Source organism: Bacillus sp. FJAT-29814, assembly GCF_001510715.1.
In the GTDB taxonomy this organism is placed as follows: domain Bacteria; phylum Bacillota; class Bacilli; order Bacillales; family Cytobacillaceae; genus Neobacillus.
The window spans coordinates 19,213-44,337 of sequence record NZ_LMTJ01000009.1 but is presented as its reverse complement, the minus strand read 5'-3'; the positions used below and the strand labels follow the sequence as shown (position 1 = coordinate 44,337).

21 protein-coding genes and 1 riboswitch are annotated in these 25,125 nt (G+C 43.3%); of the genes, 5 read left to right on the top strand and 16 right to left on the bottom strand.

Annotated features, from left to right (window positions below; genetic code table 11):
- The first annotated feature begins 61 nt into the window (after window positions 1–61).
- Window positions 62–208 (top strand): hypothetical protein, encoded by a 147-nt coding sequence (locus tag AR334_RS30055; protein ID WP_172799285.1) that lies wholly within the window; start codon window positions 62–64, stop codon window positions 206–208.
- A 59-nt stretch (window positions 209–267) separates the two neighbouring features.
- On the opposite strand, the gene AR334_RS22995 is transcribed toward AR334_RS30055, so the two are convergent.
- Window positions 268–1,425, bottom strand: a complete 1,158-nt coding sequence (locus AR334_RS22995; protein WP_172799284.1) for a hypothetical protein — start codon at window positions 1,423–1,425, stop codon at window positions 268–270.
- Between the two features lie 127 nt (window positions 1,426–1,552).
- On the opposite strand from AR334_RS22995, the gene AR334_RS22990 reads away from it, so the two are divergent.
- The 3 genes from AR334_RS22990 (at window position 1,553) to AR334_RS22980 (ending at window position 4,534) form a co-directional block, all read left to right on the top strand.
- Window positions 1,553–2,233, top strand: a complete 681-nt coding sequence (locus tag AR334_RS22990; RefSeq protein ID WP_066318790.1) for a diphthine--ammonia ligase — start codon at window positions 1,553–1,555, stop codon at window positions 2,231–2,233.
- 348 nt (window positions 2,234–2,581) lie between these two features.
- Complete coding sequence (locus AR334_RS22985) at window positions 2,582–3,637, top strand: YeiH family protein (RefSeq protein ID WP_253701346.1); 1,056 nt, start codon at window positions 2,582–2,584, stop codon at window positions 3,635–3,637.
- A gap of 12 nt (window positions 3,638–3,649) precedes the next feature.
- Window positions 3,650–4,534, top strand: coding sequence for a selenium metabolism-associated LysR family transcriptional regulator (locus tag AR334_RS22980; RefSeq protein WP_066318784.1), 885 nt, complete (start codon window positions 3,650–3,652; stop codon window positions 4,532–4,534).
- Window positions 4,535–4,560: 26 nt separating this feature from the next.
- On the opposite strand, the gene AR334_RS22975 is transcribed toward AR334_RS22980, so the two are convergent.
- The 11 genes from AR334_RS22975 to AR334_RS22925 form a co-directional block, all read right to left on the bottom strand.
- A complete protein-coding gene (locus AR334_RS22975; protein WP_066318781.1) occupies window positions 4,561–5,097 on the bottom strand; it encodes a cysteine hydrolase family protein in 537 nt (178 codons plus the stop codon).
- Between the two features lie 142 nt (window positions 5,098–5,239).
- Window positions 5,240–5,827 (bottom strand): class I SAM-dependent methyltransferase, encoded by a 588-nt coding sequence (locus tag AR334_RS22970; RefSeq protein ID WP_066318778.1) that lies wholly within the window; start codon window positions 5,825–5,827, stop codon window positions 5,240–5,242.
- 169 nt (window positions 5,828–5,996) lie between these two features.
- Window positions 5,997–7,781, bottom strand: coding sequence for an L-lactate permease (locus tag AR334_RS22965; protein ID WP_066318775.1), 1,785 nt, complete (start codon window positions 7,779–7,781; stop codon window positions 5,997–5,999).
- A 211-nt stretch (window positions 7,782–7,992) separates the two neighbouring features.
- Window positions 7,993–8,769 (bottom strand): IclR family transcriptional regulator, encoded by a 777-nt coding sequence (locus AR334_RS22960; RefSeq protein ID WP_066318771.1) that lies wholly within the window; start codon window positions 8,767–8,769, stop codon window positions 7,993–7,995.
- 101 nt (window positions 8,770–8,870) lie between these two features.
- Window positions 8,871–9,647, bottom strand: coding sequence for a fumarylacetoacetate hydrolase family protein (locus AR334_RS22955; protein WP_066318768.1), 777 nt, complete (start codon window positions 9,645–9,647; stop codon window positions 8,871–8,873).
- Between the two features lie 110 nt (window positions 9,648–9,757).
- Complete coding sequence (locus tag AR334_RS22950) at window positions 9,758–11,938, bottom strand: malate synthase G (RefSeq protein WP_066318767.1); 2,181 nt, start codon at window positions 11,936–11,938, stop codon at window positions 9,758–9,760.
- A gap of 168 nt (window positions 11,939–12,106) precedes the next feature.
- On the bottom strand, window positions 12,107–13,564 hold the full coding sequence (locus AR334_RS22945; RefSeq protein WP_066318766.1) for an FAD-linked oxidase C-terminal domain-containing protein: 1,458 nt from the start codon (window positions 13,562–13,564) through the stop codon (window positions 12,107–12,109).
- Window positions 13,565–14,929, bottom strand: coding sequence for a (Fe-S)-binding protein (locus AR334_RS22940; protein WP_066318765.1), 1,365 nt, complete (start codon window positions 14,927–14,929; stop codon window positions 13,565–13,567). It abuts the gene before it with no gap.
- 4 nt (window positions 14,930–14,933) lie between these two features.
- On the bottom strand, window positions 14,934–16,259 hold the full coding sequence (locus tag AR334_RS22935; protein WP_066318763.1) for an FAD-binding oxidoreductase: 1,326 nt from the start codon (window positions 16,257–16,259) through the stop codon (window positions 14,934–14,936).
- A 67-nt stretch (window positions 16,260–16,326) separates the two neighbouring features.
- Complete coding sequence (locus AR334_RS22930) at window positions 16,327–17,019, bottom strand: FadR/GntR family transcriptional regulator (RefSeq protein WP_066318760.1); 693 nt, start codon at window positions 17,017–17,019, stop codon at window positions 16,327–16,329.
- A 125-nt stretch (window positions 17,020–17,144) separates the two neighbouring features.
- Complete coding sequence (locus tag AR334_RS22925; RefSeq protein WP_066318754.1) at window positions 17,145–18,368, bottom strand: benzoate/H(+) symporter BenE family transporter; 1,224 nt, start codon at window positions 18,366–18,368, stop codon at window positions 17,145–17,147.
- A 241-nt stretch (window positions 18,369–18,609) separates the two neighbouring features.
- Between AR334_RS22925 and AR334_RS22920 the strand changes: the two genes are divergently transcribed.
- Window positions 18,610–19,833, top strand: a complete 1,224-nt coding sequence (locus AR334_RS22920; RefSeq protein ID WP_066318750.1) for an NAD(P)/FAD-dependent oxidoreductase — start codon at window positions 18,610–18,612, stop codon at window positions 19,831–19,833.
- 46 nt (window positions 19,834–19,879) lie between these two features.
- On the opposite strand, the gene AR334_RS22915 is transcribed toward AR334_RS22920, so the two are convergent.
- The 4 genes from AR334_RS22915 to AR334_RS22900 all read right to left on the bottom strand — a co-directional run bounded on the left by AR334_RS22915 (window position 19,880) and on the right by AR334_RS22900 (window position 25,124).
- Window positions 19,880–20,332, bottom strand: a complete 453-nt coding sequence (locus tag AR334_RS22915; RefSeq protein WP_066318747.1) for a flavodoxin domain-containing protein — start codon at window positions 20,330–20,332, stop codon at window positions 19,880–19,882.
- A complete protein-coding gene (locus AR334_RS22910) occupies window positions 20,329–21,366 on the bottom strand; it encodes a ribonucleotide-diphosphate reductase subunit beta (RefSeq protein ID WP_066318743.1) in 1,038 nt (345 codons plus the stop codon). Before AR334_RS22910 ends, AR334_RS22915 begins: the two co-directional genes overlap by 4 nt.
- Window positions 21,367–21,380: 14 nt before the next feature.
- Window positions 21,381–23,669, bottom strand: a complete 2,289-nt coding sequence (locus tag AR334_RS22905) for a ribonucleoside-diphosphate reductase subunit alpha (protein WP_066318741.1) — start codon at window positions 23,667–23,669, stop codon at window positions 21,381–21,383.
- Between the two features lie 138 nt (window positions 23,670–23,807).
- A riboswitch (cobalamin riboswitch) is annotated at window positions 23,808–24,007 on the bottom strand.
- Between the two features lie 115 nt (window positions 24,008–24,122).
- Entirely contained in the window at window positions 24,123–25,124 is a 1,002-nt protein-coding gene (locus tag AR334_RS22900; RefSeq protein ID WP_066318735.1) for an LLM class flavin-dependent oxidoreductase, read from the bottom strand.
- Between the last annotated feature and the right edge of the window lies 1 nt (window position 25,125).

The window sequence follows — 25,125 nt, the reverse complement described above, 5'->3', positions numbered from 1 at the left end:
TCATAAATCTTAAAGGTAAGCACTTTACAATTATTTTAAGAGAGATAAAGGATGGAGAATTATGAAGAATAAAGGTTTAGTAGTTTATAATGGAAAAAAATATGAAATTCTATTTAAATACAGCTCCGGTTATTGCGAAATCAAAGAAATAGGCGGCCTCTACAAGGTAGAATTAGTTCATGAATCGGAAATTACCTGCCTTACTTAAAGAATAAAGCTGGAAAAGGAGTACTTATCCTATTTCCAGCTTTGTGAATGTCTTGAAATTTAAGTTACCCTCATTTTCCCCAATTCAATAATTTGTTTCAGATATCCATATTCCTTTTGTTCAAGAATGTCGATTTCATTATTGGTCGCAACAAGAATCTGATCCCTGCATTTAGATATTCGTTGAAGCATCGGGTGAATCGTTAAGCTTGAAAGATTGACAAAGTCATACAAGTCATTCAAACAAACGGGCAACTTATAACCCTTATGACTGCTCGCAATTAATAACCCGCAGTCGCGCAACTTCGAAACAATATTGGAGCGAAAATAATGCTGATTAATTTTCACATCGCGGATGGCATTCAAGTTATCCAATATTTCCTGTGTATACACATATTCAACTGGATTTTCTTTCAAGTTAAATAAAAGAAACTTAAGAAAATCAAGCCGGAGTTTTTCCTCATCCTCTTCACTTTTACGATTCTTTTCAATATATTGATAGGTCAAATTTACAGCTTGCTTAATAATAATTTCATCAAATCTGGAGTCTGGGATTTCGGATTTATAATCATAAAGAAAGTGTTTATAATCTAGAGGCAAAAGATTAATAGCAGCTATTTTATTTCTGATGATCTTGAGGAAGGTACGATATTGTTCGGAAAAATAAGTACGGTCATAGCCTTTGGCTATGGTTTCTGCAATAAAGCCGGCCAGTTTTATGAGATTCGTGGATTGACCATTGTTAAATCCAAATAAGGAATAATTGAATAAATCCGGAATTGTCCGCTTTTCGATATAATTTTTAAACTCACGGATAAATGGTTTCGGTTCCTTTTCATCCGTCACCAAATCAAGCTGTTTAAATGTTTTATTTAAGTCTTCATACACCATTCGATTTACATATTTGATAAAGGGGGTATTATGCATGATGCCGCTGTCTCCCCTTATTTTTCTTTTATCAACAACATAGGCGTATATTGAAAAAGGCAAGTCCTTTAGCTCGTTTAAAATTTGGATTCTTAGGGAATCGCTATCTATTTTTCGATTCTGAAAAAACTCTCGACCAACCTTTTCCATTTCCAATTCTAGCATTTCTTTATTTGAATCTTTCACTAGTATGGAAACAATAATAAAGTGGGTCGAAACGCCATTTTTATTAAAATCAAAACTATAGTTTCCATATTCATCTAAAAATGCATAAGTTAAATCGGTCACCATTGCCCACCTCACTTTAAAAACTAGTATTTATATTACTTCTACAAAACTTCAAATTTACCTTTATTTTCCGAACAAGTGTTGTTTTTATGTTAAACTATCAATAAACAATTTTTATAAGGGTGATTTTGTGAATAAGCGCATTGTTTTGTCTTGGAGTGGAGGAAAGGACAGTTGCTTGGCCTTGGATACACTAATTCAACAAGGCTATGAAGTTATATCGTTAGTCACAACCAAGCCGCAGGATGGGGACAGGACCTTTGCACATGATGAACGTACAGAAATGATTCAATTACAAGGGCAAGCATTATCCATCCCTGTCCACTTTATCGAATCCACGTTTGAAACCTATACTGAGCAGTTCATCAATGCAATAATATCATTAAAAAATAACTATCAGATTACCGGAATTGCTTTTGGGGACCTATATTTGGAAGGCCACAGAGAATGGGGCGAAAAGGTGGCTGCCGTAGCAGGAGTCGAAGCGCTGTATCCACTATGGACAACAAAGGATGCCGCCTTACAATCGCTGCAACAATTTGTCCAATCCCGGTATCAAGCAGTAGTAATTCGTGTTCGTGAAGATGTATTAGATGAATCCTGGCTTGGAAGATTAGTAAATGAATCCTTTTTACAGGATGTTCAACATGCGCCAATCTGCCCAATGGGCGAATCTGGTGAATACCATACCTTCGTGTTTGACGGCCCATTATTTAAAACCAGAATCCATCTGGAGCTAGGAGAGATAATCCAGCTAGACCATTCAAAAAGACTCGAGTTCAAAAACTTTCATTTGATGTCCACTAGTTAGGTATTGCTAGGCGATGAAGGACAATTTCAAGAAGCATACGGCCTAATTTGTCCTTCATAACGCCGATGAAAGACATTTGGACATTGTTCCACTAAGATTTTATCCTTCATAAGGCTGATGAAGGACATTTTAAACTAGTTTCCTTACTAATTTGTCCTTCATCCCAATGATGAAGGACATTTTCAGCTGCAATCCGGCGATTCTTTCCTTCATCCTAGCTCTCCCTGTCGCAATCCCTCTCCCCTCAACCTATAAATAATATTTATAACCGCAATTATAGATTCGTATAAAAAGCCCGCGTTTCCCATGGTATGGTTAATTTACACAACTTCAAGGGAGATGAATTCGTTGTCTTATGGGGAACTGAAAGCAGTCAAACCCACACATCAAGTCAAATCAAACACAAATGCAAAACAGGGAAAAGTAAAAACCCTTTCCAGAGGAGTAGTATTGACTCTTGTTCTAGCTATTGTCGCCAATCAAATCGCCGCATTGCCCTTTTTCTCGATTATGGGTATTATGATTGTTTCCATCCTCCTGGGGATGACGTGGAACAGGATGATGAACATACCGACGGACTACACACCAGGAATTGCTTTTAGCAGTAAAACATTATTGCGCGCTGGAATTATTCTAATGGGAATCCGATTGAACCTGCAGCAAATCATCAGTACCGGTCTTTCAGTTATTTTAATTGATATGATTGTTATCATTTTTACTATTGTACTCATTGTCAGCTTAGGCAGACTGGCGGGTGTCGACCGGAATCTTTCCGCCCTGGTCGGGGTGGGTACCGCGGTTTGCGGGGCAGCGGCCATCGTCGCCGTCGCTCCATTAATAAAAGCAAAACAAGACCAAACTGCCTTTGCCGTTGCCATCGTTGCCATTTTAGGCACGATCGGCACTATTGTTTATACCATCCTATTTCCCATGATAGGGCTCGATGCCAAGCTATATGGCGTATTAGTCGGCTCGACGCTTCATGAATTGGCGCATGTCGTGGCTGCTGCCGCTCCCGCCGGTGATGTTGGCAGCGAAACGGCAATCGTCGTCAAGCTTGGAAGAGTTGCACTCTTGATTCCTGTCGCACTTGTCATGGGTTTCCTTTATAATAAGGACGACAACCAAAAACAAAGCAGAAGGTTAAAGGATTTACCCGTGCCGTGGTTCATTTTTGGATTTTTGGGATTTAGCCTGCTAAATACCTTCATCAAATTGCCGCAAGGTGTCGTCCATGGAATTGAATCAACAAGTGTCCTGCTGATGTCAATGGCCATGGCCGGACTTGGACTAGGTATCAATTTTTCACAATTAAAAAGGACCGGGGTAAAACCAGTGTATATCGGGATTATTGGGTTTGCTGCATTAGCGGCTCTTGGTCCTTTTCTTTTGTACCTTCTATAAGGGGAATGTGCATTGAATCTTGAACATTTAAAGGTGTTTCACCTGGCTGCCACGAAAAAGAATTTTTCCGAAACGGCGAAAATTCTTCATATGTCACAGCCAGCCGTCAGCCTGCAAATCAAACATCTCGAAGACTACTTAAATACAAGCTTGTTTGACCGCAACACAAAAAAAATGGAATTAACCGATGCGGGGAAAATTCTTTTTCATTATGCCGAAGACATCATTCAGCTGGTGAACAAAGCCGAAAAGGAGCTCGTCCTGCTCTCGGAAACGATTCACGGCGACCTTCGCCTTGGTGCCAGCCTGACAATCGGCGAATACTTATTGCCGCATTATCTGGGAGATTATTTAAAAAAATATCCCCACGTCCATGTCAGCATGAAAGTCGATAATTCTCATCAAATCGTGGAAAAATTGTTGAACGGTGAAATTGATCTAGGGTTTATCGAAGTAACAATCCCCCACGAAAAATTAGACAGCATCCCGTTTGTAGAGGATGAACTAGTTGTTATTTCGCAATCCGTGAGCTCTTTATTTGACGAGATTTCTGCCGAGGAACTATTTGGCCTGCCGATTATTATGAGAGAAAAAGGCTCGGGAACAAGGCAGGTTCTCGAAGCCAATCTACTAAAAAAACAGCTCAATCCGGAAAATTTGAACATTGTATTGGAACTAGAAAATACCGAATCAATCAAATCCGCTGTTCAATCCGGTCTGGGGGTCGCGATTCTTTCCCGAACCGCCATCCAAAAAGAAACCGAACTTGGCATCTTCAAACAAGCAAGAATCATCGGAGTTCCTTTAACGCGGTATTTTTATATTCTTAACAAAAAAGGTATACTTTCACCAGCCACCGATGCCTTTAAGGAATTATTTTTACGTGCGTTTCGATAAAAACAGGAGGCAGGCTTGCCTCTTCTTCAATCAAATTCAACATCATTCGCTGATTGCACCATAATGCTCCTTTCAGGAGTGCTGACACGGCTTAATACATGATTATGATGGTTAATTATTTGCTCCGCTGGAATGAGCTCGTCAACCGTCGTGTGACCGTCAGCGATAAGCGTAACATCAAATCCTAACGACAAGGCGGCGCGGCAGGTCGTATCTATGCAATATTCCGTCCGCACCCCTAACACAAAAAGATGCGTTACGTTTTGCCGTTGTAATTCTTCCTGTAATTCTGTCTGAAAAAAAGAATCCGCAGCCCGTTTATGAATGACGAAATCCTGCTTTCGCGGAGCAATACCCGGTTCAAACTGCCAGAACTGCGATCCCCTAGCCAACAAATCATGTTCCGGCCCCTCAAATTGAATATAAAAAATAGGCACACCCTTCCGCTCTGCTTTCGCAATCATAGTTTTGATCACCGAAAACGTTTCATCCCTCTTATATGTTCCCCACATTGGCCCTACTTGGACATCAATGACCAGCAATGCTGAACGCCTATCCCCCATTTTCCTATCTCCTTTCTTACACAAACCTCACTATAAACTATATAGAAAAATGGTAACAAAAAAGACGTAAATATCTTGATAAATATTTACGCCTTTTTTCTATTGCAAAAAATATATTGAAATAAATTGTAATTAAAAAATCCTACTTACCATTTTCGGCCACTGCCAAAACAAACAGGCCATTATAATACTTTTTTAATTCAATAATTTCAGTATCAGCCAACAACTCCAGAGTGGTCCGATTCAAACAGCAGCCATCGCAGATTTTTTTCCATGCCGGAGTTAACCAGTCCTGCAACGTGGCTAAAAACCGATTTTCCATTTTGATATGTTCAAATAGAAGAATCTTCCCTCCTGGTTTGCATACCCGCCTCATTTCTTGAAAGGCTTTTTCCGGATTGGGGATCGTACACATAACCAATGTTGCTACGACGGTATCAAAGGTGTCCGCCCCAAATGGAAGAACTTCGGCACCCGCCTGTACCATTTCAATGGGGACCACTGCTTGCTCTCGTCTAGATTGGGAACTCTTTATCATGTACGGGCTTGGCTCAATCGCCGTCACTTTTTCAACGGTTCCGTAAAGCGGAAAATTAATCCCAGTCCCCGCTCCTATTTCAAGAACGGTGCCTGTCGCTTGTGATAACAGTTCTTTTCGAATACTTTTAAACTTGTTTCTTTCTAATGGCCCCATAAAAAAATCATACCATTTGGCAAATGAACGCCCCACACTCTTCACCTTCATTATCTTACTTAAAATTATCCTTATTATATCAGTTGTCCCCAGTTCAAAGCATGAAAAAAGGAAATCGAAATGAATCGATTCCCATTTTAAAATCGCTAATCATGATTTTCAAAAAACTAGACGGCTGAAATCGTCCAGTCAGTAAATATTATTTTTATTTCGCGCCAAATGAGTTCCCATTACTAATCAGAATTTCCGCCCTCTTTTTATTGGATGCAATAATGTAAATCGCGGCAACGGCGATGGCTGCTGCCACAAATGTACCAACATTAAAGAAGCCCTTTTCTGAATACCATACAATCGAGTATCCGATAGCTCCTACAATTAATGCGTAATATGCAAATGGCAATAGTGTTTTTCGGATGACTGTCCCTTCCTTACCGACCAAGCCGACTACTGCTGAAGCAGCCACCACGTTATGGACACAAATCATATTGCCTGCCGCTCCACCTACTGCTTGAAGAGCGACAATCCACGTTGGGTCAACACCAATTTGGGAACCGACGTCATATTGGAATAATGAGAACATCATATTGCTTACCGTGTTACTGCCGGCAATAAAAGCACCTAACCCGCCAATGAAGGTGGCGAAGAACGGCCAGAATTCACCAGCTAGCGCAGCGGCGCCATTGGCCAATTCAATTGGCATTTTGTCAAAGCCCGCCGCTCCACCGCCTGTGTTTGCAAACACCTGAACCATCGGCACCGTAAAAATCAATGCTGTTGAAGCGGCGACAGTGGTTTTACCGGACTGAGCCCACGCTTTTTTGTATGCGCTTGCATTCATACCATGAATAAAATAGGTAAGAATGGAAACGAGAATAAAGATTGTTCCCGGCAGATATAACGGTTGAAAACTGGCACTGATTTCTGACCCAAAAATGTTATTAAAAGAAACAGTCCAAGCTTTCATCCAACCATTTAAAGGAAGTACTGTCAATCTTGTTAATACTAGGAACGAGCCTACTAAAATGTACGGTGACCAGGCACGCATTATGCTCATGTTGCCACTTTTGTGGGCAATATCCTTGATTTCAATGTTGCCCGTCCATTCTGGGTCCCACTTTGATTTTCCCTCGAAGTCCCAAGCCTCTTCTTTTGAAGGCATAAGGAAGCCTTTTTTGGCTGCTGAAACAACGATGGCTAGACCAACTAATCCCCCGACCATCGATGGGAACTCCGGTCCTAGTGTATTTGCTACAATTACGTATGGTATAGTCATGGAGAATGAGGCGAATAAGGCGAATTTCCAAACCTTAATTCCTTCTGTGTAGGATTTGTTTTTACCAAAGAATCTCGTCATTAATGCAACGACGAAAAGAGGAACAAGTGTACCGGCTATCATATGTAGGATGGAGACCTTCCCGCCAATTGCCGTTACTAGTGCCAAAAAATCATTTGTGATGCCCTGGTCTGCGGATAAACCTGTTTGAATTCCAACAAGAACAGGGGTACCAACAGCACCAAAGGAAACTGGTGTACTTTGAATCACCATTCCAGCGATAACAGCTGCCATTGCCGGAAACCCTAGTCCGACCATTAACGGAACTGCTACAGCTGCTGGTGTACCGAACCCCGAAGCCCCTTCAATAAAGGAACCAAATAACCAGGCAATGATAATAACCTGAATACGGCGGTCTGGTGAAATATCTGTAAATCCCTGACGAATGGCTCTAATTCCGCCGCTTTCCTGCAGCGTGTTCAATAACAAAATCGCCCCAAATATAATGTATAAGAGCGTACCTGCTGTCACAAGTCCATTAATAGACGCGGCAGCTACCTGAGCTCCCGGCACTTGCCAGACAAATAAGGCCAAACCCACTGCAACGATAAAAGAAATCGGCATCGCTTTACTTGCTGGCCACCTAAGTCCGACTAAAAAGATAGCAACAACAATAATTGGCAGCAGTGATAAAAAAGATAACATTCCCGTACCCATTAACCATCCCCCACTCTATTTTTAATCATAACTTTTCATTCATTTTTATGAAAAATTATGCATTTATATAATTCATTATACAAATGCCTGTCGACAGTTGCAACAATATTCCAAATATTTAGTTATTTCGTCATAGAGTTTCGACAAAAACGAACAAAAAAATTATTCGATCTTTAACCGAATAATTTTTTTACCGTATTTGACTCCTGAATTAAGTAATATGTCCTGAATGACCAAGTCTCCCCGAAATCTGTCTTCCGATTTTCATCATTCTTGGCTTCAGCTGTTCTAACCTTTCATCCGTCATGCGGATTGTAGGTCCGGAAAGGCTAATGGCTGCACAAACTTTTCCCAGATGATCAAAAATTGGGACGGCGATACAGCGAATCCCATATTCATTTTCTTCCAAGTCAAGTGCATAGCCTTTTTGTTTAACGCTGGCCAATTCCTGCAGGAACATGTCACGGTCGGTAATGGTATAATCCGTATGCACCGGAAGCCCTTTGCGATCAAGTATATCCGCAACTTCGCTTGCCTGCAAATGAGCAAGGATGGCTTTCCCCACCGAGGTACAATGCATTGGGGCTCTTTTTCCGACTTTGGAATGCATCCGTAGTGTTTCATTTCCCTCTAATTTTTCGATGTACACGACCTCACCCTGATCATAAACAACCAAGTGGATGACCTCGTTTGTTTCTTTTTCCAGTTCCCGTAAAAACGGTCTCGCCTCTGCCCTCAAATCAATCGACTCTAATAGTTTTGAGCTAATCTCCAAAAACTTATATCCCAGTTTATAGCGCCCTGTTTCTTCATCTTGCTCTATATATCCATATCGGACAAGTGTAGCCAGAATACGAAAGACGGAGCTTTTATTAATATCCATCTGCTTAGAAATGTCTGTGACACCTAGTCCATCCTTTTTTAAACCTACTATATTAATAATATCCAATGCCCGGCTCACAGACTTTACCATATTTTCTCTTTCCAAAATCTTCACCTCTAGCTCTAGTAGCACCCGTAATTGAAGAAGCAAATTTCCTATCATTATAGCACAAAGTCTATAACTGCCGGACATTGACGAAAACGCGATTAAACTTTTACGGTTTCCTTTGCGGTAATAAATGTATTTCGAAGGGTGCCGATTTCTTTAATTTCGCATTCAATTACGCTGCCCTCACCAACAAATTCTGCTCCTAAAGGACTTCCCGTCAAGATTACATCCCCAGGTTTTAAAGTCATCACCTTGGAAAGATACGAAATCATTTTACGAAGCGGAACAATCATCAGTTCAGTCGGACTGTTTTGCTTTTCAACCCCATTAAGCCTTGCTTCTACCCTTATATTAAATGGGTCGAGCTCTGTTTCAATTACGGGGCCGAGCGGGGTAAACGTATCAAACGACTTTCCGATCGTCCAATGACCATCTTGATGGAAAAATTGCGGCGCAGTAACGTCATTGCCCACTGTATAGCCAAAAATATAATCCAATACATCTGATTCAGGAACATTTTTTGCTTCTTTACCGATGACAACCGCTAACTCTGACTCAAATTTCACTTGTTGTATTCCCTGAGGAATGATGATTTCGTCCTCAGGCCCGATAACAGATGTAGTCGGCTTGAAAAAGAAAACCGGAATTTCCGGCAAATCACTTGGAAGATCTTCAGTTTTAGAAACAAAGTTGGCCCCGATTCCAATAATCTGCTTAGGCTCAAGCGGTGCAAGCAGCTTTACATCTTTTATAGAAAATTCTATTCCCGTGTACTCCCAGTCTCCAAATAAATCTCCGTTGATTTCTTTGATAACCGTTTCACTTATGACCCCTGTATACACGTCACCATTTACTTTAAATCTTGTAAATTTCATCGTTTTCTTCTTCCTCCTCGAAAAAACATGCTGGATTATTTGTTTTAGCTTATGTAAGGATGGAGCAGCCCGTAAAGGAAAGCTGCTCCATTTTACTATCCAATAATCAATTACTGTTTAACCGCAAATTGGGCCTTCGCCTCAATGCGGCGGCGATGTAAAATTGGCTCTGTATAGCCATTTGGCTGATTATATCCCTCGAAAACAAGGTCGCACGCAGCCTGGAACGCTACTGATGTTTCATAATCAGGCGCCATAGGACGATAGGCAGAATCAGCGGCGTTTTGCTCGTCTACGACCTTAGCCATGCGTTTTAATGTCTCTAATACCTGCTCTTTTGAACAAATGCCGTGGTGAAGCCAGTTAGCCATGTGCTGGCTAGAAATCCGTAACGTAGCACGGTCTTCCATTAATCCGATGTTGTTAATATCCGGTACCTTTGAGCAGCCGACACCCTGCTCTACCCAGCGGACTACGTATCCTAAAATCCCTTGGGCATTGTTGTCAAGCTCCTGCTGGATTTCTTCCGGGCTCCAATTTGGATTTTCTGCAACCGGGATTTGCAAGATCTCATCGGTTAAGTCCTTGATTTCCTGCTTCTTCTCCTCCTGCACGGCTACTACATCAACCTGATGATAATGAAGAGCATGCAGGGTAGCGGCAGTAGGTGACGGAACCCATGCCGTATTAGCACCCGTTTTCACATGGCCGATTTTTTGCTTCAGCATTTCTGCCATCAAATCAGGCATTGCCCACATTCCCTTCCCGATTTGGGCACGGCCTGGAAGTCCTGTCGCCAAACCCGCACTAACATTTGACTGTTCATAGCTCTGCAGCCATGTTGACCCTTTCATGTCATTTTTACGGATCATCGGGCCTGCTTCCATAGAAGTATGCATTTCATCTCCCGTACGATCCAGGAAGCCGGTATTGATAAAGACAATTCGATCCTTTACCTGGCGAATACATGCTTTTAAGTTCAAGGAAGTCCGGCGTTCCTCATCCATGACCCCAATTTTCAGTGTATTCCGCTGCAATCCGAGCATGTCTTCGACACGGTCGAATAATTCATTTGCAAAGGCCACCTCTTCTGAACCGTGCATTTTCGGCTTAACGATATAAATAGAACCTTTTGACGTGTTTTGATATTGACCATTGCCTAAAAGGGTATGTTTCGCAATCAGGCTTGTAACAACACCATCCAAAATGCCTTCTTGGATTTCCTTGCCGTTTTCATCTAGAATCGCATTAATCGTCATGAGGTGACCGACATTACGGACAAATAATAGCGAACGGCCGTTCAGGCTTAAATCCTTGCCATCCGGTGAGGTGTAAGTGCGGTCCGGATTAAGGGTTCTCGTCATCGTTTTGTTGCCCTTCACGAATGTGGCAGACAAGTCACCTTTCATCAGGCCAAGCCAGTTACGGTATACAAGCACTTTATCTTCTGCATCGACGGCGGCAACGGAATCCTCACAATCCATAATGGTTGTGATTGCTGCTTCAATAAGGATATCTTTTACCCCAGCAGCGTCTGTTTTTCCGATTGGGTGACTCCGGTCAATTTGGATCTCGATATGAAGACCGTTATTTTTCAATAGTACCGCAGATGGACTTTCAGGATTGTCGTTATAGCCGACAAATTGGGACTCATCTGCCAGGCCTGTTGTTTTGCCGCTCTTTAGCGTAACGAATAGCTTGCCGCCTGAGACGCTGTACTGGGCAGCATCCCTATGTGATGCTTCACTTAACGGTGCCGCATGGTCTAAAAACTCTTTCGCAAAGTCAATTACTTTATTCCCGCGAACCGGGTTGTAGCCGCCGCCGCGGTTTGCGCCATCTTCTTCGCTAATCGCATCTGTTCCGTAAAGAGCGTCGTACAGACTTCCCCAGCGGGCATTGGCCGCATTAATAGCATAGCGGGCATTGTTAACAGGCACTACCAGCTGCGGGCCGGCCTGAAGGGCAATTTCATCGTCTACTCCTTCAGTGGCAATTTGGAAGTCCTCCACTTCTGGTTCGAGATAGCCAATTTCTTCTAAAAATGCTTTATACTTGGCGAAATCTAAGTTTCCAGTATTTTGACGATACCATGCATTCAGTTTCGCTTGGATTTCATCACGGCGTGCCAATAAATCCTTGTTTTTTGGCGTCAGATCTTTGACCAATGTTCCAAAATCTGCCCAAAACTGATTCTGTTCCACTCCGCTCCCTGGCAGCACCTCCAGATTAATAAAGTCATAGAGTTCTGACGCTACTTGAAGATTCCCCGCTTTTACATAGTTTGTCATTTTAAATGCTCCTCCCTAAAATTTTTCGGGTTTCTTTTTCTATTATATGAAAAATATCTTGGTGTTTGTTATTACGAAACACCGTTTCTTTTCCTCTTTAAAAAAAGATAGCACGTTTCTTGCGTCCATTTCAATAATAATTGCAAAATTTGTGCTATTTCTGTCTTTTTACCTTGAAGCTGCCGTTTTCATCTCCGTCTTTATCTCTACACAGCGACCGGGTGACGGAAAAAGTTTCCCGGCATTTAATAGATTATCGGGATTAAACACTTCACGAATGTCGGTTTGCGCAATAATTTCTTCATCCTTAAACACAAATCGCATTTCTTCTCTTTTTTCAATGCCAACGCCGTGCTCACCCGTAATCGTTCCGCCTACATCGGCGCACGCCTGCAGACAGGCACTTCCAGCCTTTAAAGCCTTTTCGGACTCACCCGGAATCCGTGCATCGAACAGCACAAGCGGGTGAAGATTGCCGTCCCCGGCATGGAATATGTTAGCAATGCGCAAGCCGTACTCCTCACTTACTTTGTTAATCCGCTCCAACACTTCTGGCAGCCTGCTTCTTGGAATCACGCCGTCCTGTACCAAATAGTCTGGCGATATCGCTCCCATCGCGCCAAAGCCTGTTTTCCGGTTTGCCCACCATCTGCCGCGCTCCTGTTCGTCTTGGGCGACCTTCACTTCGCGGACATTTCTTTTTTTGCAAACCTCAAGAATTTGGTTAATTTGCTCTTCAATTCCTGCGGAAATCCCGTCGACCTCGATTAGAAGAACTGCCTCGATGTCCCTTGGATGCCCGACTGGAAACGCAGCCGCTTCCACCCCTTCGATGGCGATTTTGTCCATCATTTCAAGAGCTGCCGGAACAATCCCTGCTGAGACAATGTCTGATACGGCCTGGCTTCCGTCCGAAACCTTATCGAAGTAAGCGAGGACCGTCTGCTTCGCCTCCGGATTTTTCAAAATGCGAACCGTTATTTTAGTCACAATCCCAAGCGTTCCCTCTGAGCCAGTCAAAAGCCCGAGCAAATCATATCCGGGAGAATCCGGGATTCCGTTTTTGCCAATTTCAATAATTTCCCCGTTGGGCAGCACGACCTCAAGCCCGAGAATGTGGTTGGTCGTGACCCCATATTTCAAACAGTGGGCTCCGCCGGCATTTTCGGCGACATTTCCGCCAATCGTACAGCAATACTGACTGGAAGGGTCCGGTGCATAATAATAGCCTTTATCGGAAATCGAATTCGTCAACTTCAAATTGACAAAGCCTGGTTCAACAACGGCACGGCGATTTTCCAAATCGACGCTAAGCAGGCGCTTCATTCTGACCAGACTAATAATGACCTCGCCGTTTAAGGGGATCGCGCCGCCGCTTAAACCCGTACCAGCCCCGCGGGCAAGGAAAGGCAAATGGTTATCAGAGCAATATTTTACTAACTTCGCCACTTCTTGAGCATTCTTCGGGAACACAACTGCTTTCGGCAAATGCTTATGAAGTGTAAAGCCATCGCAATCGTAAGCGACCAAATCTTCCTTGTGGTAAAGGATCGACCGTTCCCCGCCCACGATTGCCGCCAGGTTAAGGATATGCTTATCGTTTGATTCAATGCCCTTTGCAGCCATTTACTTCCCCTCCTTGTTTGCAGCAGCATCGCCTTTTTGATAAGCCCAGTCAAGAAGCTGGATCGTATGGACAATCTTTTGATTCCTGCCGTACTTTTGGACACCTATGGACATTTGCAATATGCATCCGGGGTTCCCCATCGAAATCATTTCAACGTCATCCGGTACATTTTCCATCTTGCTTTCAAGAACGGCTCCGGCCATTTCAGGGTTCGTAATATTGTAAATTCCGGCACTTCCGCAGCAACGGTCCGCATTAGGCATGTGGACCATTTCCACTCCAGGTATATCCAGCAACAAATCACGCGGTTCCTGGCGGATTCCCTGACCATGCGCCAAGTGACAGGCATCATGATAGGTAATTCGCGTGTTGATTTCCCCTTTGGGCTTTTCATAGCCTGTGTCATGCAAGTATTTAGATATATCTTCGACCTTTGCAGAAAATTCTTCGGCTTTTTCGCGCCATTCAGGGTCTTCGCGGAACAATTCCGTGTATTCCTGCATCATGCAACCGCAACCTGCTGCGTTGACAACCACTTTTTCAACATCTTGAAACGCCTCGATATTCTGTTTTGCCAGTTTTCTCCCTGTTTCACGGTCACCCGCATGAATATGCAGAGCGCCGCAGCAGGTTTGGCTTTGCGGGATCACCACATCATTGCCGTTACGGGTTAATACGTTTATCGTGGACTGATTAATATCACTGAACATGACATCCATGACACAGCCTGTCAGGAAACCGACTTCATTCTTGGTCTCCTCTTTTGCTTTAATGACACGTTGATTTTTGTACTTTTTGCGTACTGGCTCCTTCACCTCCGGCATGATGGCTTCCATATCCACCAAATGCTGGGGCATAACATTTATTAGTCCGGTTTTACGAACCACCTTTTGCATTCCGCTCTTCTGATAAAATTTCAACAGGCTTCCCACGGCATTCAAGCGGTTATGATTTGGAAACAAGCCTTTTAGAAAAAATTTATTGACCGCCCCTTTTACACCTGTAAGCGGCATCGCTTGGCGAATCTGGCCGCGGGCTTCTTCAATTAATCCACCAACATCAACATCCGCCGGACAGGCCGTTGTGCAAGCACGGCAATCTAGACAAGCAAAGACGGGATCCATGAATTGCTCGTTCACTTCCAGCTTTCCTTCTGCAACAGACTTAATCAAATAAACACGTCCGCGTGGGGAGTGCTGCTCCATTCCAGTTTGTTCGTAGGTAGGACAGGATTCCAGGCACATCCCGCAGTGAACGCAGTCTGCCCATTTGCTCTCATCTGGCGGGTCACTCCAAAGATAATTTCCCAAACTGCCTGTTCCACACGCCGGACTTTGCTTTAATGCCATATCTTTTAAACTCATCTTTTTATATCCCTCCTACAAATCTGCTAGGATTCAGGATTCTATTTGGATCAATTTTTGTCTTAATCCCTTCTAAGAGGAAAAAATGGGATGGTTTTTCTCCCCAAACATTCACCTTTTGGCGAAGTGAGAAAGGCAAATGCTTCACAACGGCATACCCGCCAAGCTGTTCCGCTGCATTTCTTAATAAATTGATAACTGACACAATATCATCGCTAGGTCCTTTTAAATTCACCTGACAGAGACCATGCCCCAGCCCCCCGTGTGCCAGAACGGATACGTGATGGGAATCCTGCAGCAGCTGGCACTCGCTGATGACATTGACAACATCCAGGTTCACAACACCGATTTTTAAAGCAGCCTCGGTTTGCGGGCTGTCCGGGTCTGCTGCACCGTTTGGTGAAATTTGATAGAATTGATTCCAAAAGACTAGCGCATCCTCTGTCGAGAGAATTTTTAGTTCCGTTTGTGCCGGCTGAATCTTTATAATCATCTCCCCTTGATAGTGGACAGAGCTTTCGATATCCTCAAAGCTTATGGCCAACGTATAACGGTGCTGGCCCGTTAATTTTTTTGCAAGTGATGGGTTCAATAGCTCCAGCGCCACCGGTTCCATCATCGAGTCTAATAGTTTGACCGCGAATGAACGGATTCCCTGAAGGTCCCCTTCTGGGAAACTCAGGAGCACAAGACTTTCGTACTTTGGCCTCGGCCGGAGCTTTAAGGTCACTTCCGATACCACGCCAAGTGTTCCCATTGAGCCAATAAACAGCTTATTCATATCATAGCCGGCCACATTTTTTACCACTTTTCCTCCGGACCGGATGACGGTTCCATCGGGGTATACAGTCCGGAGGCCAATCACGGCATCTCTTGCTGAACCATAGCCAAGACGTTTGGGACCGGAATCGTTTGCGGCGATGACACCGCCAATGGTGGCATATTCAGGCCAATTGACATCAATGGCTATCTTCTGATTGTACTGGGCCAGATACTCCTGCAACTCTTTCACAGGGGTTCCCGCTTTCACGGTCAGGGTCATGTCCCCAACAACATGCTCGACGATGCCTTTAAAATTTGCTAAAGACAGCCCGATATCGGCATACTCCACTAACCCGCCAAAACCTCTTTTTGTTCCACCACCGACAACGGAGATTTTTTTTCCATTGTCATTGGCATATCGTAAAATGTTGGCGATTTCCACTTCTGAATTCGGATAGACTGTTATTTTTGCACTATTACCTAGAGGATGCCCCTGCTCTTCCTCCGCTGCTATTCGCTCCTCTGGTAAAATAGCTTTCAAGTCTCCCAGAAGTTCTGCTGTTATCATTCACACACACCTCTCTTTGTTCCGCAATAAGAAACATCGTTTCTAACAGTTTCAAAAAGCACTGCCTTTATTGGTTTGACAATACACTGCCTTGTAATAGCTCTTCCACAGTATTTAAGTGGTTGCTCATACTCTGCTTTGCTGCTTTGGGATCTCTTTTTTCAATCGATTCGATGATTTGCTGGTGCTGGCAGGAAATTAAGTTCACTGTATTATCGTCTTTTTGGATGTAGTGATGAAAATCCATCATCACTTTTTTCATGGTAGTGGAAATAAATTGGACTAATTGGATGAGGATCTCGTTGCCTGTTGCCTTGGCGATTGTTAAATGAAACTGGTAATCGGATTCCCAAGGATTTGATGCTTGACCGGAGAGTGTGTGTTTCAAAATATGTAAATCATCCTCTGTGCGATTAACTGCAGCCATTTCAGCCATTCCAGTTTCTAATAATTTTCTTACTTGAAAAACTTCCCTTATATCCCTTGAGCTGGACAGCAGCATATGCTGATTAAACAATTTGCTCGAATCGAATTCACAAACAAAGGTTCCTTCTCCTCGTTTCACATAAACTGTTCCCTTGCCGCTTAAGGTTGTAATCGCATCACGCACAGCGGATCGGCCGACCCCAAACAGGTCACAAAGTTCACGAACGGAAGGAAGTTTTTCACCAGCCTTAAACATGCCAGAATGGATCATTTTTTCCAGTTGTTCTTCAACAGATTCTGACACCTTTTTCGTTGAGATTTTTTCTACCTTCACCTAATCACCACCTTCCCGTCAGATATCACATATCTGATATGTCTGCTTTTATTTAATCATGAATTGGGTAATTTTTCAAAATAATTTTTAGAATTGAGAATATAGTCTGATAATTACTATCATTGCTAGGCAACTTCCTTATTTTCAACACTCCGCGCAATCATGGCACCAAACAAAAGCGCCCATACAGGAGAACTGATTTGCAAGAAAGAGACATTTGAAAGGGCGATGACAAAGGCAGACAAGGCGCTTAATCGATAGCGCGCTTCGGAAAACCCCATTTGCAAGCTAGACTGCAGTGCCCCAATCAGTGCAAAACCGGCTAGCATCGAAACAAAGGCCTGTGGCAAGGACTGAATGAACGGGACAATCTTCCAGGCAAAAATGCCGAAGATTAGAATCACGATTCCGGAAACAATGGAGGCGATGTACCGTTTCGGCTTTGGCCCCGCATCCGGTCCGGCACAGATGGTCGTCATCATTCCCGCTATATTTGCACTTTGTCCTCCGAACAAACCGGCGAAAATCGAAAATATTCCGCTAAAGGTAATGACCTTGCTAGTATGTGGCTCAAAATGAGAACTCTTTAACGCTCCGATTCCAGGAGCCGCATCATTGCTCAGAACGAGCATCGCCAGTGGAATGGCAATGGTAACAACTCCCATCCATGAAAACTCCGGAGTTTGCAGTGAAGGTAAAGAAAAGGCGATTGCTGCTGATGTGATGTGCAAGTCTACTGTAAATAAAAGGACGACAAAGGCAGCCACAACGGCGGCCAAGATCGGCGGAATCCGTTTACCATACTTCGATGCCAGAATAAAACTGATCAGCGCCGCTCCCCCAACCCATGGCATTTCCTTCAGTGATGGGACTATCCTGACAACATAACTTGTCACCAATCCAGCCAGCATGGCCGCAATCACTTCTTTTGGAACCCAGTTCATAATTTTTGTAAAAAGGCCTGAAATGCCAATGAGAAAAATCAACAAACCTGAAATGATGTAACCTCCGATTAATTGAGGGTAGGTAAATTGCGAAGTTATTGTTGCTAAGAAAGCCACCCCTGTTATCGAGTGACCACCCGTAATCGGGGTACGAAATACAAGCGGCATGATGATGCCGAATAGTCCGCCAAAGAAATAGACGGCGAACATCCAGCTGATGGTCTGCTGGGCAGTAAAATGACCGGCGGCCGCTGCCTCTAAAATGATGATCGCTGGCCCTGTCATGACCAGCGTACTGGAAATCAGCCCAGAGGATATGTTTTGACTGTTCAGGTTTTGAAAGATCCCCTCCTGTCTTGGGAATTCAGCTATCTGTTTCTTTTCAAAATTATGATGTAATCCCATGTTATTTTTCTTTTCCTCCCCCCATTTTTTCATTAATATAAACAATGTGATAAATAGTCAGAATTGTCAAGCAAGATCGCCTCGAAAATAAAAAAGGAAATCGAAGTTTATCGATTTTTTTCCCGTGTTAAACGTGATTTAAATTTTTCCAACTTTATGCTTGCGACATTTTCATCATGAAGTACTTTTTTCGGAAAATTCCCATACGATTTATGGAGAGTTTATTCACGGGAGTGATTCAATGAATACTACATATGATGTGATTGTTGTAGGTGCGAGGTGTGCTGGAGCATCTCTTGCCATTTTCCTCGCGAAAGCAGGGTTCAAAATATTATTGGTGGATCGAGCCGTTTTCCCCAGCGATACGTTATCCACCCACACCTTTTTCAATAACACCACTGCACTGTTTCGGGAACTGGGTGTGCTGGACAAGTTGTTGGAAACAAATGCGCCACCCATTCGCGATATTAAATTTCAATTTGAAGATACCATCATCGAAGGACAAATGCCTGAAGTGGAAGGTGAGAAAAATTGCTATTGCATCAAGAGGACCCTCCTTGACTCCATACTCGTTGATGAAGCCAAATCGTCTCGAAATGTGACTGTTCTCGAGGGCTTTCGGGTAACAGATATCGTATACGATCATGAAACCGTTACAGGCATGAAAGGGACCGACCGTCAGGGCCAAATACACGAGTTTCATGCCAACCTTGTAGTCGGTGGTGATGGACGCAACTCTACTATCCGAGGACTGGTCGGCAGCAAGGAAAAAATGCGCGCACCTGCCAAACTGGGGATCTATTATGGGTATTTCAGCGGGTTTCAATATGATAATGTTCGGAAATTTGAGGTATATAGAGTTAAGGACCATACTGCCATTCTGTTTCCGACCAATCATGACCTTTGCACTGTTGTCGGGATATTTCCATTAGAAAATGTGGCAATGGTAAAAAGGATGAAGAGTCACCCTGAAGAAGCGTTGAGAAAACTGCTAATCGAAGAGTTTCCGAACACCGGTCTTGGCTCTCGTTTACGTGGTGCCACATTAACAGCACCGATCAAAGGAATCCTTGGGTATGATAACTATTGGTACACAGCCATGGGAATGGGCTGGGCATTGGTTGGGGATGCCGTTTGCTTTAAAGACCCCAGCATGGCCCAGGGGATTCATGACGCTGTCTACGGAGCAAAAATCTTATCTTCCATTCTTATTAAAAATAAAGAATTTGAAACTCCTTGGGAGAAAATGGTGGAAGAATACCAATCGGCACTTGAGCAGGAATTTATGGTCCGTTTTTATATGGGTTGTGAGATTTCCAAGAATGCGCGGGTATCCGAGCAGCAAGACATGGTGAACAAGCTTATTTCTGCCCATCCCGTGGCTGTCGAAAAGTTTTTGGGTATTTATAATTATGCAAACGAACCGGTGGATTTGGAAAAGGAGTTAATGCGCATCATGAATTAACCAGAAAAGGTCCTCCAAAATATGGAGGACCTTTAATACCCTTAAGTCAACTTGTACCAAGCTTCTTACATACCCGTTTCACTATCAGGTCCACAAATTTTCTGCAACGATCAAGATCCCTCTCCTGATGCCGTACTTCAATTTTTAAAGTAGCCGCCAAGTTACTCTGTACAAACAGCATATCCCTGAATTCATCGACTGCACCGCAAAAGCTCGGATATCCACTGTCTCCAGTGCCAACAACTCCCGTCACTAATTCTATCCCCCCATAATGCTCGAAGGCTCGATATAGCGGGAGCATTTCAGTCGGAATATTACCATTTCCCCATGTATATGTTCCAACCACAATTGCATCAAGCCTGCCTAGCTCTGAAATAAGAAATTCTTCCACAGGATATATGCTGACCGCAATCTGTTTTTCAGCAAATAACTCATGAAGTAAATGAACCAGATCTTCCGTGTTCCCCGTCTTGGATGCATAGACAATCGCTAAAGTCATAGTTCATCGAAACCATTCGATTGCGTCACTTTTGCATAGGTCCGCGGCTTCTGTTCAAAGAAGTCGGATTTCGTGCCATTTAGCATTTCATCAGAAAATACATGAATCCACGGCATTGGGTTCTGGTGTTCTTCATAATAATTGTCCAGCCCCAGCTGCCGTAGCCGTTTGTTTGCAAGATACTCAGTATAGCGCTTGTATTCTTCTAAATTTATCCCCTCCACATCCCGCAATATAAATGATGCCCATTCTTTCTCAAGCTCCACCGCTTGTCCAATTGCCTGATAAACATAATGAATATTTTCCTCCGTATACAACTCTGGGTTTTCTGTTAACAGGATCCGGATAAACTGGGCCATAAAATAGGCATGCTGCATTTCATCCCGCTGGATGTAACTGATCATTGTACTCGTCTTCAGCATTTTTTGACGTCGGGCAAGATTGTAGAAAAAGGCAAACCCTGCATAGAAATAAATCCCTTCCAAATTGATTGAATTTACACTCAATTCAAAAAGGTGTTTGGCTGTCGGCTCCTCACGGAATCTTTCATAAGCAGTTAAAATCAGGCTGTTTCGCTTTTGAACAATAGGGTCGGTTTTGGCCTGATTAAACCGGGCATTCTGTTCACTTAAAGGCACCAGCGAACTTAAAATATACGAATAGGATTCGTTATGTACCGCCTCTTGCTGGGCAATGACCGCAAAAATCGCTTTAAAGCTGGAATCTGTCACATAATCCATCACCTGTGTCATCGTTGGTGTTTGCAGACTGTCCAACGACGCCAGCTGGGTATTGATTCGTAAAAACACATCTTTTTCTACATCTGTAAGCAGGCCCCATTGCTTAATATCATCCTGCATATTAATTTCTTGCGCCTTCCAAAAATTCGATAACAAGGTCTGATACAAGTCATACATTTGCGGGTAGGCAATATCATTCCAGTTAAGCAGACCAGATGACTGCCCATTAATAATCCCTGTTGATTTGTTTGGAAATTGAGGATTTAACAGTTTTATTTTGTTTAAACGTTTCATTCGATTTCCCCCTATCAGCTATGGCAGGCCTCACATTCGTTTATTTCAGCCTGTGACGTACTCCGTACATAATAAGTCGTCTTTAACCTCTGCTTCCAAGCTTCCATATGAAGGTTCAACAAATCCTTGGCCTTGATATTATGACGAACATAAAGGTTAAAGCTGATTGCCTGATCAATATGACGAGTGCGGGCAGCATTTTGCCTGATACTCCATATTTGATCCAAATCATGTCTGGCTCTTCGGTAGTAATCGTAGGTCCGATGGTTTAAATCCGGTGCCGTCACCTTCAATTTAAAATTTTTCTTTTCTTCTGCATACTCAACGGAATAGAGCGGATCAATCCCATCCGTCGAACCGCCAATTTTTGCAGTAGAAGAATTCGGTGCAACTGCCATTAACCAGCCGTTCCGCATCCCAAATTCGGCGACCTCCTTCTTAAGCGAGAGCCAGCGTTCGGTGTGGTAATTTTTCCGTTCAAAATAAACTCCCGTCTGCCATTCCGAACCGTGAAATTGACTATATGCTCCCTTTTCCTTAGCCAGTTCCATTGAGGAGCGAATCGTCAGGTAGGCGATATGTTCGTATAGTTCATCGGCATATTGAACCGCTTCGTCTGTCTCCCAATAGATGCCTTTTAACGCCAATAAATGATGCCAGCCAAAGGTACCAAGACCAATGGCACGGTACTTTTGATTTGTATGCCGGGCCTGGCCAACAGAAATGTTGTTCACATCAATTACATTATCGAGCATTCTGACTTGAATACGAATCAATCGTTCTAATACATTAGCAGGTACCGCCTTTGCCAGATTAATAGAAGACAAATTGCAAACGACGAATTCTCCTGGCTTCCGGACTATAACAATATTTCCGTCCTGATCCTGGAACTCACTGATAATCGTTGTTGCAGACATATTCTGTGTGATTTCCGTACATAGGTTGCTGCAATAAATCGAGGTACGGCCCCTGCCTCTTACGTGCTTATTGGGATTTTCTCTATTTACTTCATCTCTGTAAAACATATAAGGGGTACCTGTTTCCAACTGTGCCATCATGATGCGCGCCATGATATCCATCGCTCGGTACGTTTTTCGCTGCAGGAGCGGATGATTGACCGCCTCTTGATATTTCTCCGAGAAATAGTTTCGGTCGACTTCATTATAAAAGTCTTCGAGACCGAGCGGGTTACCCGCCTCATCCTTCCATCCCATTATCTGCTTTACTTCATGCGGGCAGAAGGTGTGCCATTCTCCGATACTTCTGCCAGCTTCATCGGTCTCTTGCAATTTTTCCATGAACAAATCTGGTACAGCCACACCGGTAAATATATCATGTGCCTTGCGTCGCTCATCGCCGTTATTCGTCTTTAAATCTAAGAACCCGTTCATGATGTCTTTATGAAAAATATCCAAATAAACGGCAATAGCTCCCTGTCGCTGTCCCAATTGGTCAACACTTACTGCAGTATCGTTTACCAACTTGATCCATGGCACAATACCGGAGGAATTGCCTTTGAATTTTTTAATATTGGAACCGAGAGCACGAACTTTACCATAGTATATCCCGATGCCGCCGCCATCCTTGCTAAGACGGGCAATGTCCCAATTGTTTAAATAAATCCCATCCAAAGAGTCATCGACGGTATCAATATAACAAGATGACAGCTGTCCGAAACTTTTTCCGGCATTGGCTAACGTCGGAGTCGCGACAGTCATGTATAAATTACTAAGCGCCCAATAGGCCTCCTTGACCAGTTCTAGCCTTCTTGGTTTGTTTTCGTCTTTCATTAACGTCATAGCAATGATCATGAAACGTTCCTGAGGCAGTTCAAATATATTTTTCTCGTGATCCTTTGCCAGATATCGGTCTGCAAGTAAAAATAAACCAATGTAATTAAAAAAATAATCACGGTCCGGAACGATTTCCTTCGCCAATTCGTCGATTTCCTCTTTATTGTATGTGTTTACTAGATCGCATGAATAAATACCCTTCTCAGTCAACTGTTGAATTAAGCTGTAAAAGTCTCCGTATTTTTTTGCTGGGTCGCATCCTCTGTTCTCAGCCGCCTTATGATACAATTCATTTAAATAAAGTCTGGCTGCAACATAAGTCCAATCTGGCTGATCCATCGAAATTTGATTAACGGCATAAAATAATGCTTGCTCGTTGGCTTCCGATTGGGTGACATCCAATTTGTGGATACGGTTTTGAAGCTCGGTCATATCTAATTGATAGATTTCCGACGCTTTCTTGATAGTTTCGATTACATCATTCTTTTCATTCTCAATCTGAATTCTCATGACTCTCTTCCCCCTTAAATAAAAAAATCCGCTCAAGCGGTTCTTGAGCGGATGAAACGATTCGAACAAAAGAGTGCATGAAACACAATACTGCAGCCCCCTGTCGCAACCGTTTCATCTTCTCAATCCCCGAAGAAGTTGAAACATATTAAGAAAGACAGGTCTCCTGACTCATGCATCATCCTACTTTGAACCCTTCCCGTATAAGCGCCTATTCTCCAGCATTCTTATACAGTGGTTTGTTCATTTCGTAAGCATTTACAGTTGCGGGGGCAGTTCCGGATTCTCACCGGATTCCCTATTAAGCCGTTATCGGCATCTTTTCTTAACGCAGACACAATATATAGGTTTATCATTTTAGAATCCAACAATATATTGAATTGGAAACTATGTTAAATATTAGTACAAGCTGATTCATTTTTCAAGAGTTTTTTCACTTTACCCTGAGTTCGATTATCTCCCATCGACTATTTCTTTTAGGATTTGATACGACCGTTTTTGTTTTTCCGGATCATAGATATAGGTCACAGCCATAATCTCATCAACATTGTATTTTTCCTGGAAGCTTGCCAGCTGTTGCCGTATCGTTTCCTTGCTTCCTAACAGCGTCACACTCGTCATGGAGCTGGCCATTTCCTTTTCCATTGGATTCCAAATAGAATCCATATTTTCAACCGGCGGCCGCAGCGGCATCCTTGACCCACGGACCACGTTCAAGAAAAATTGCTGCATCGTTGTAGACTGGAATCTAGCCTCCTCATCCGTCTCTGCTGCAATGACATTTAAACAAACCATCATATATGGCTTATCTAGGTACTCGGACGGCTGGAATCTGTTGCGGTAAATCGAAATCGCCTCTTCCATGTATCTTGGTGCAAAATGAGAAGCAAATACATAAGGCAGCCCCAAGCTTGCGGCCAAATAGGCGGAATCGGTGGATGAGCCAAGAATATAAATCGGAACCTCGGTCCCGGCTCCGGGATATGCCCTAACGTATCCTTGTTCATCTTCAGGACCAAAATAGGTTAGCAGCGCCTGGACATCATCCGGGAAGGTAAAAACAGAATCATTTTTGGAGCGTCTTAACGCACTTGCGGTTTGCATATCTGTTCCAGGTGCGCGCCCGAGCCCCAATTCCACCCGTCCAGGGTAGATGGTTGCCATCGTTCCAAATTGCTCCGCCACCACCAGCGGTGAATGGTTAGGGAGCATGATTCCGCCGGAACCGATTGAAATAGTACTTGTGTGTTCCAATGTATGTTTTATTAAAATGGCTGTTGCTGAACTAACGAGCGTTGGGGAGTTATGATGCTCCGCAATCCAATAGCGTTTGTAGCCCATTTTTTCCACTGATTGAGCAAGGTCGACCATTGCATCAATGGCTTGTTTCGGACCTTGTCCTTCGCGGATGGGTGCCAGATTTAATACTGATAATGGTATATGAATGTTTGACATA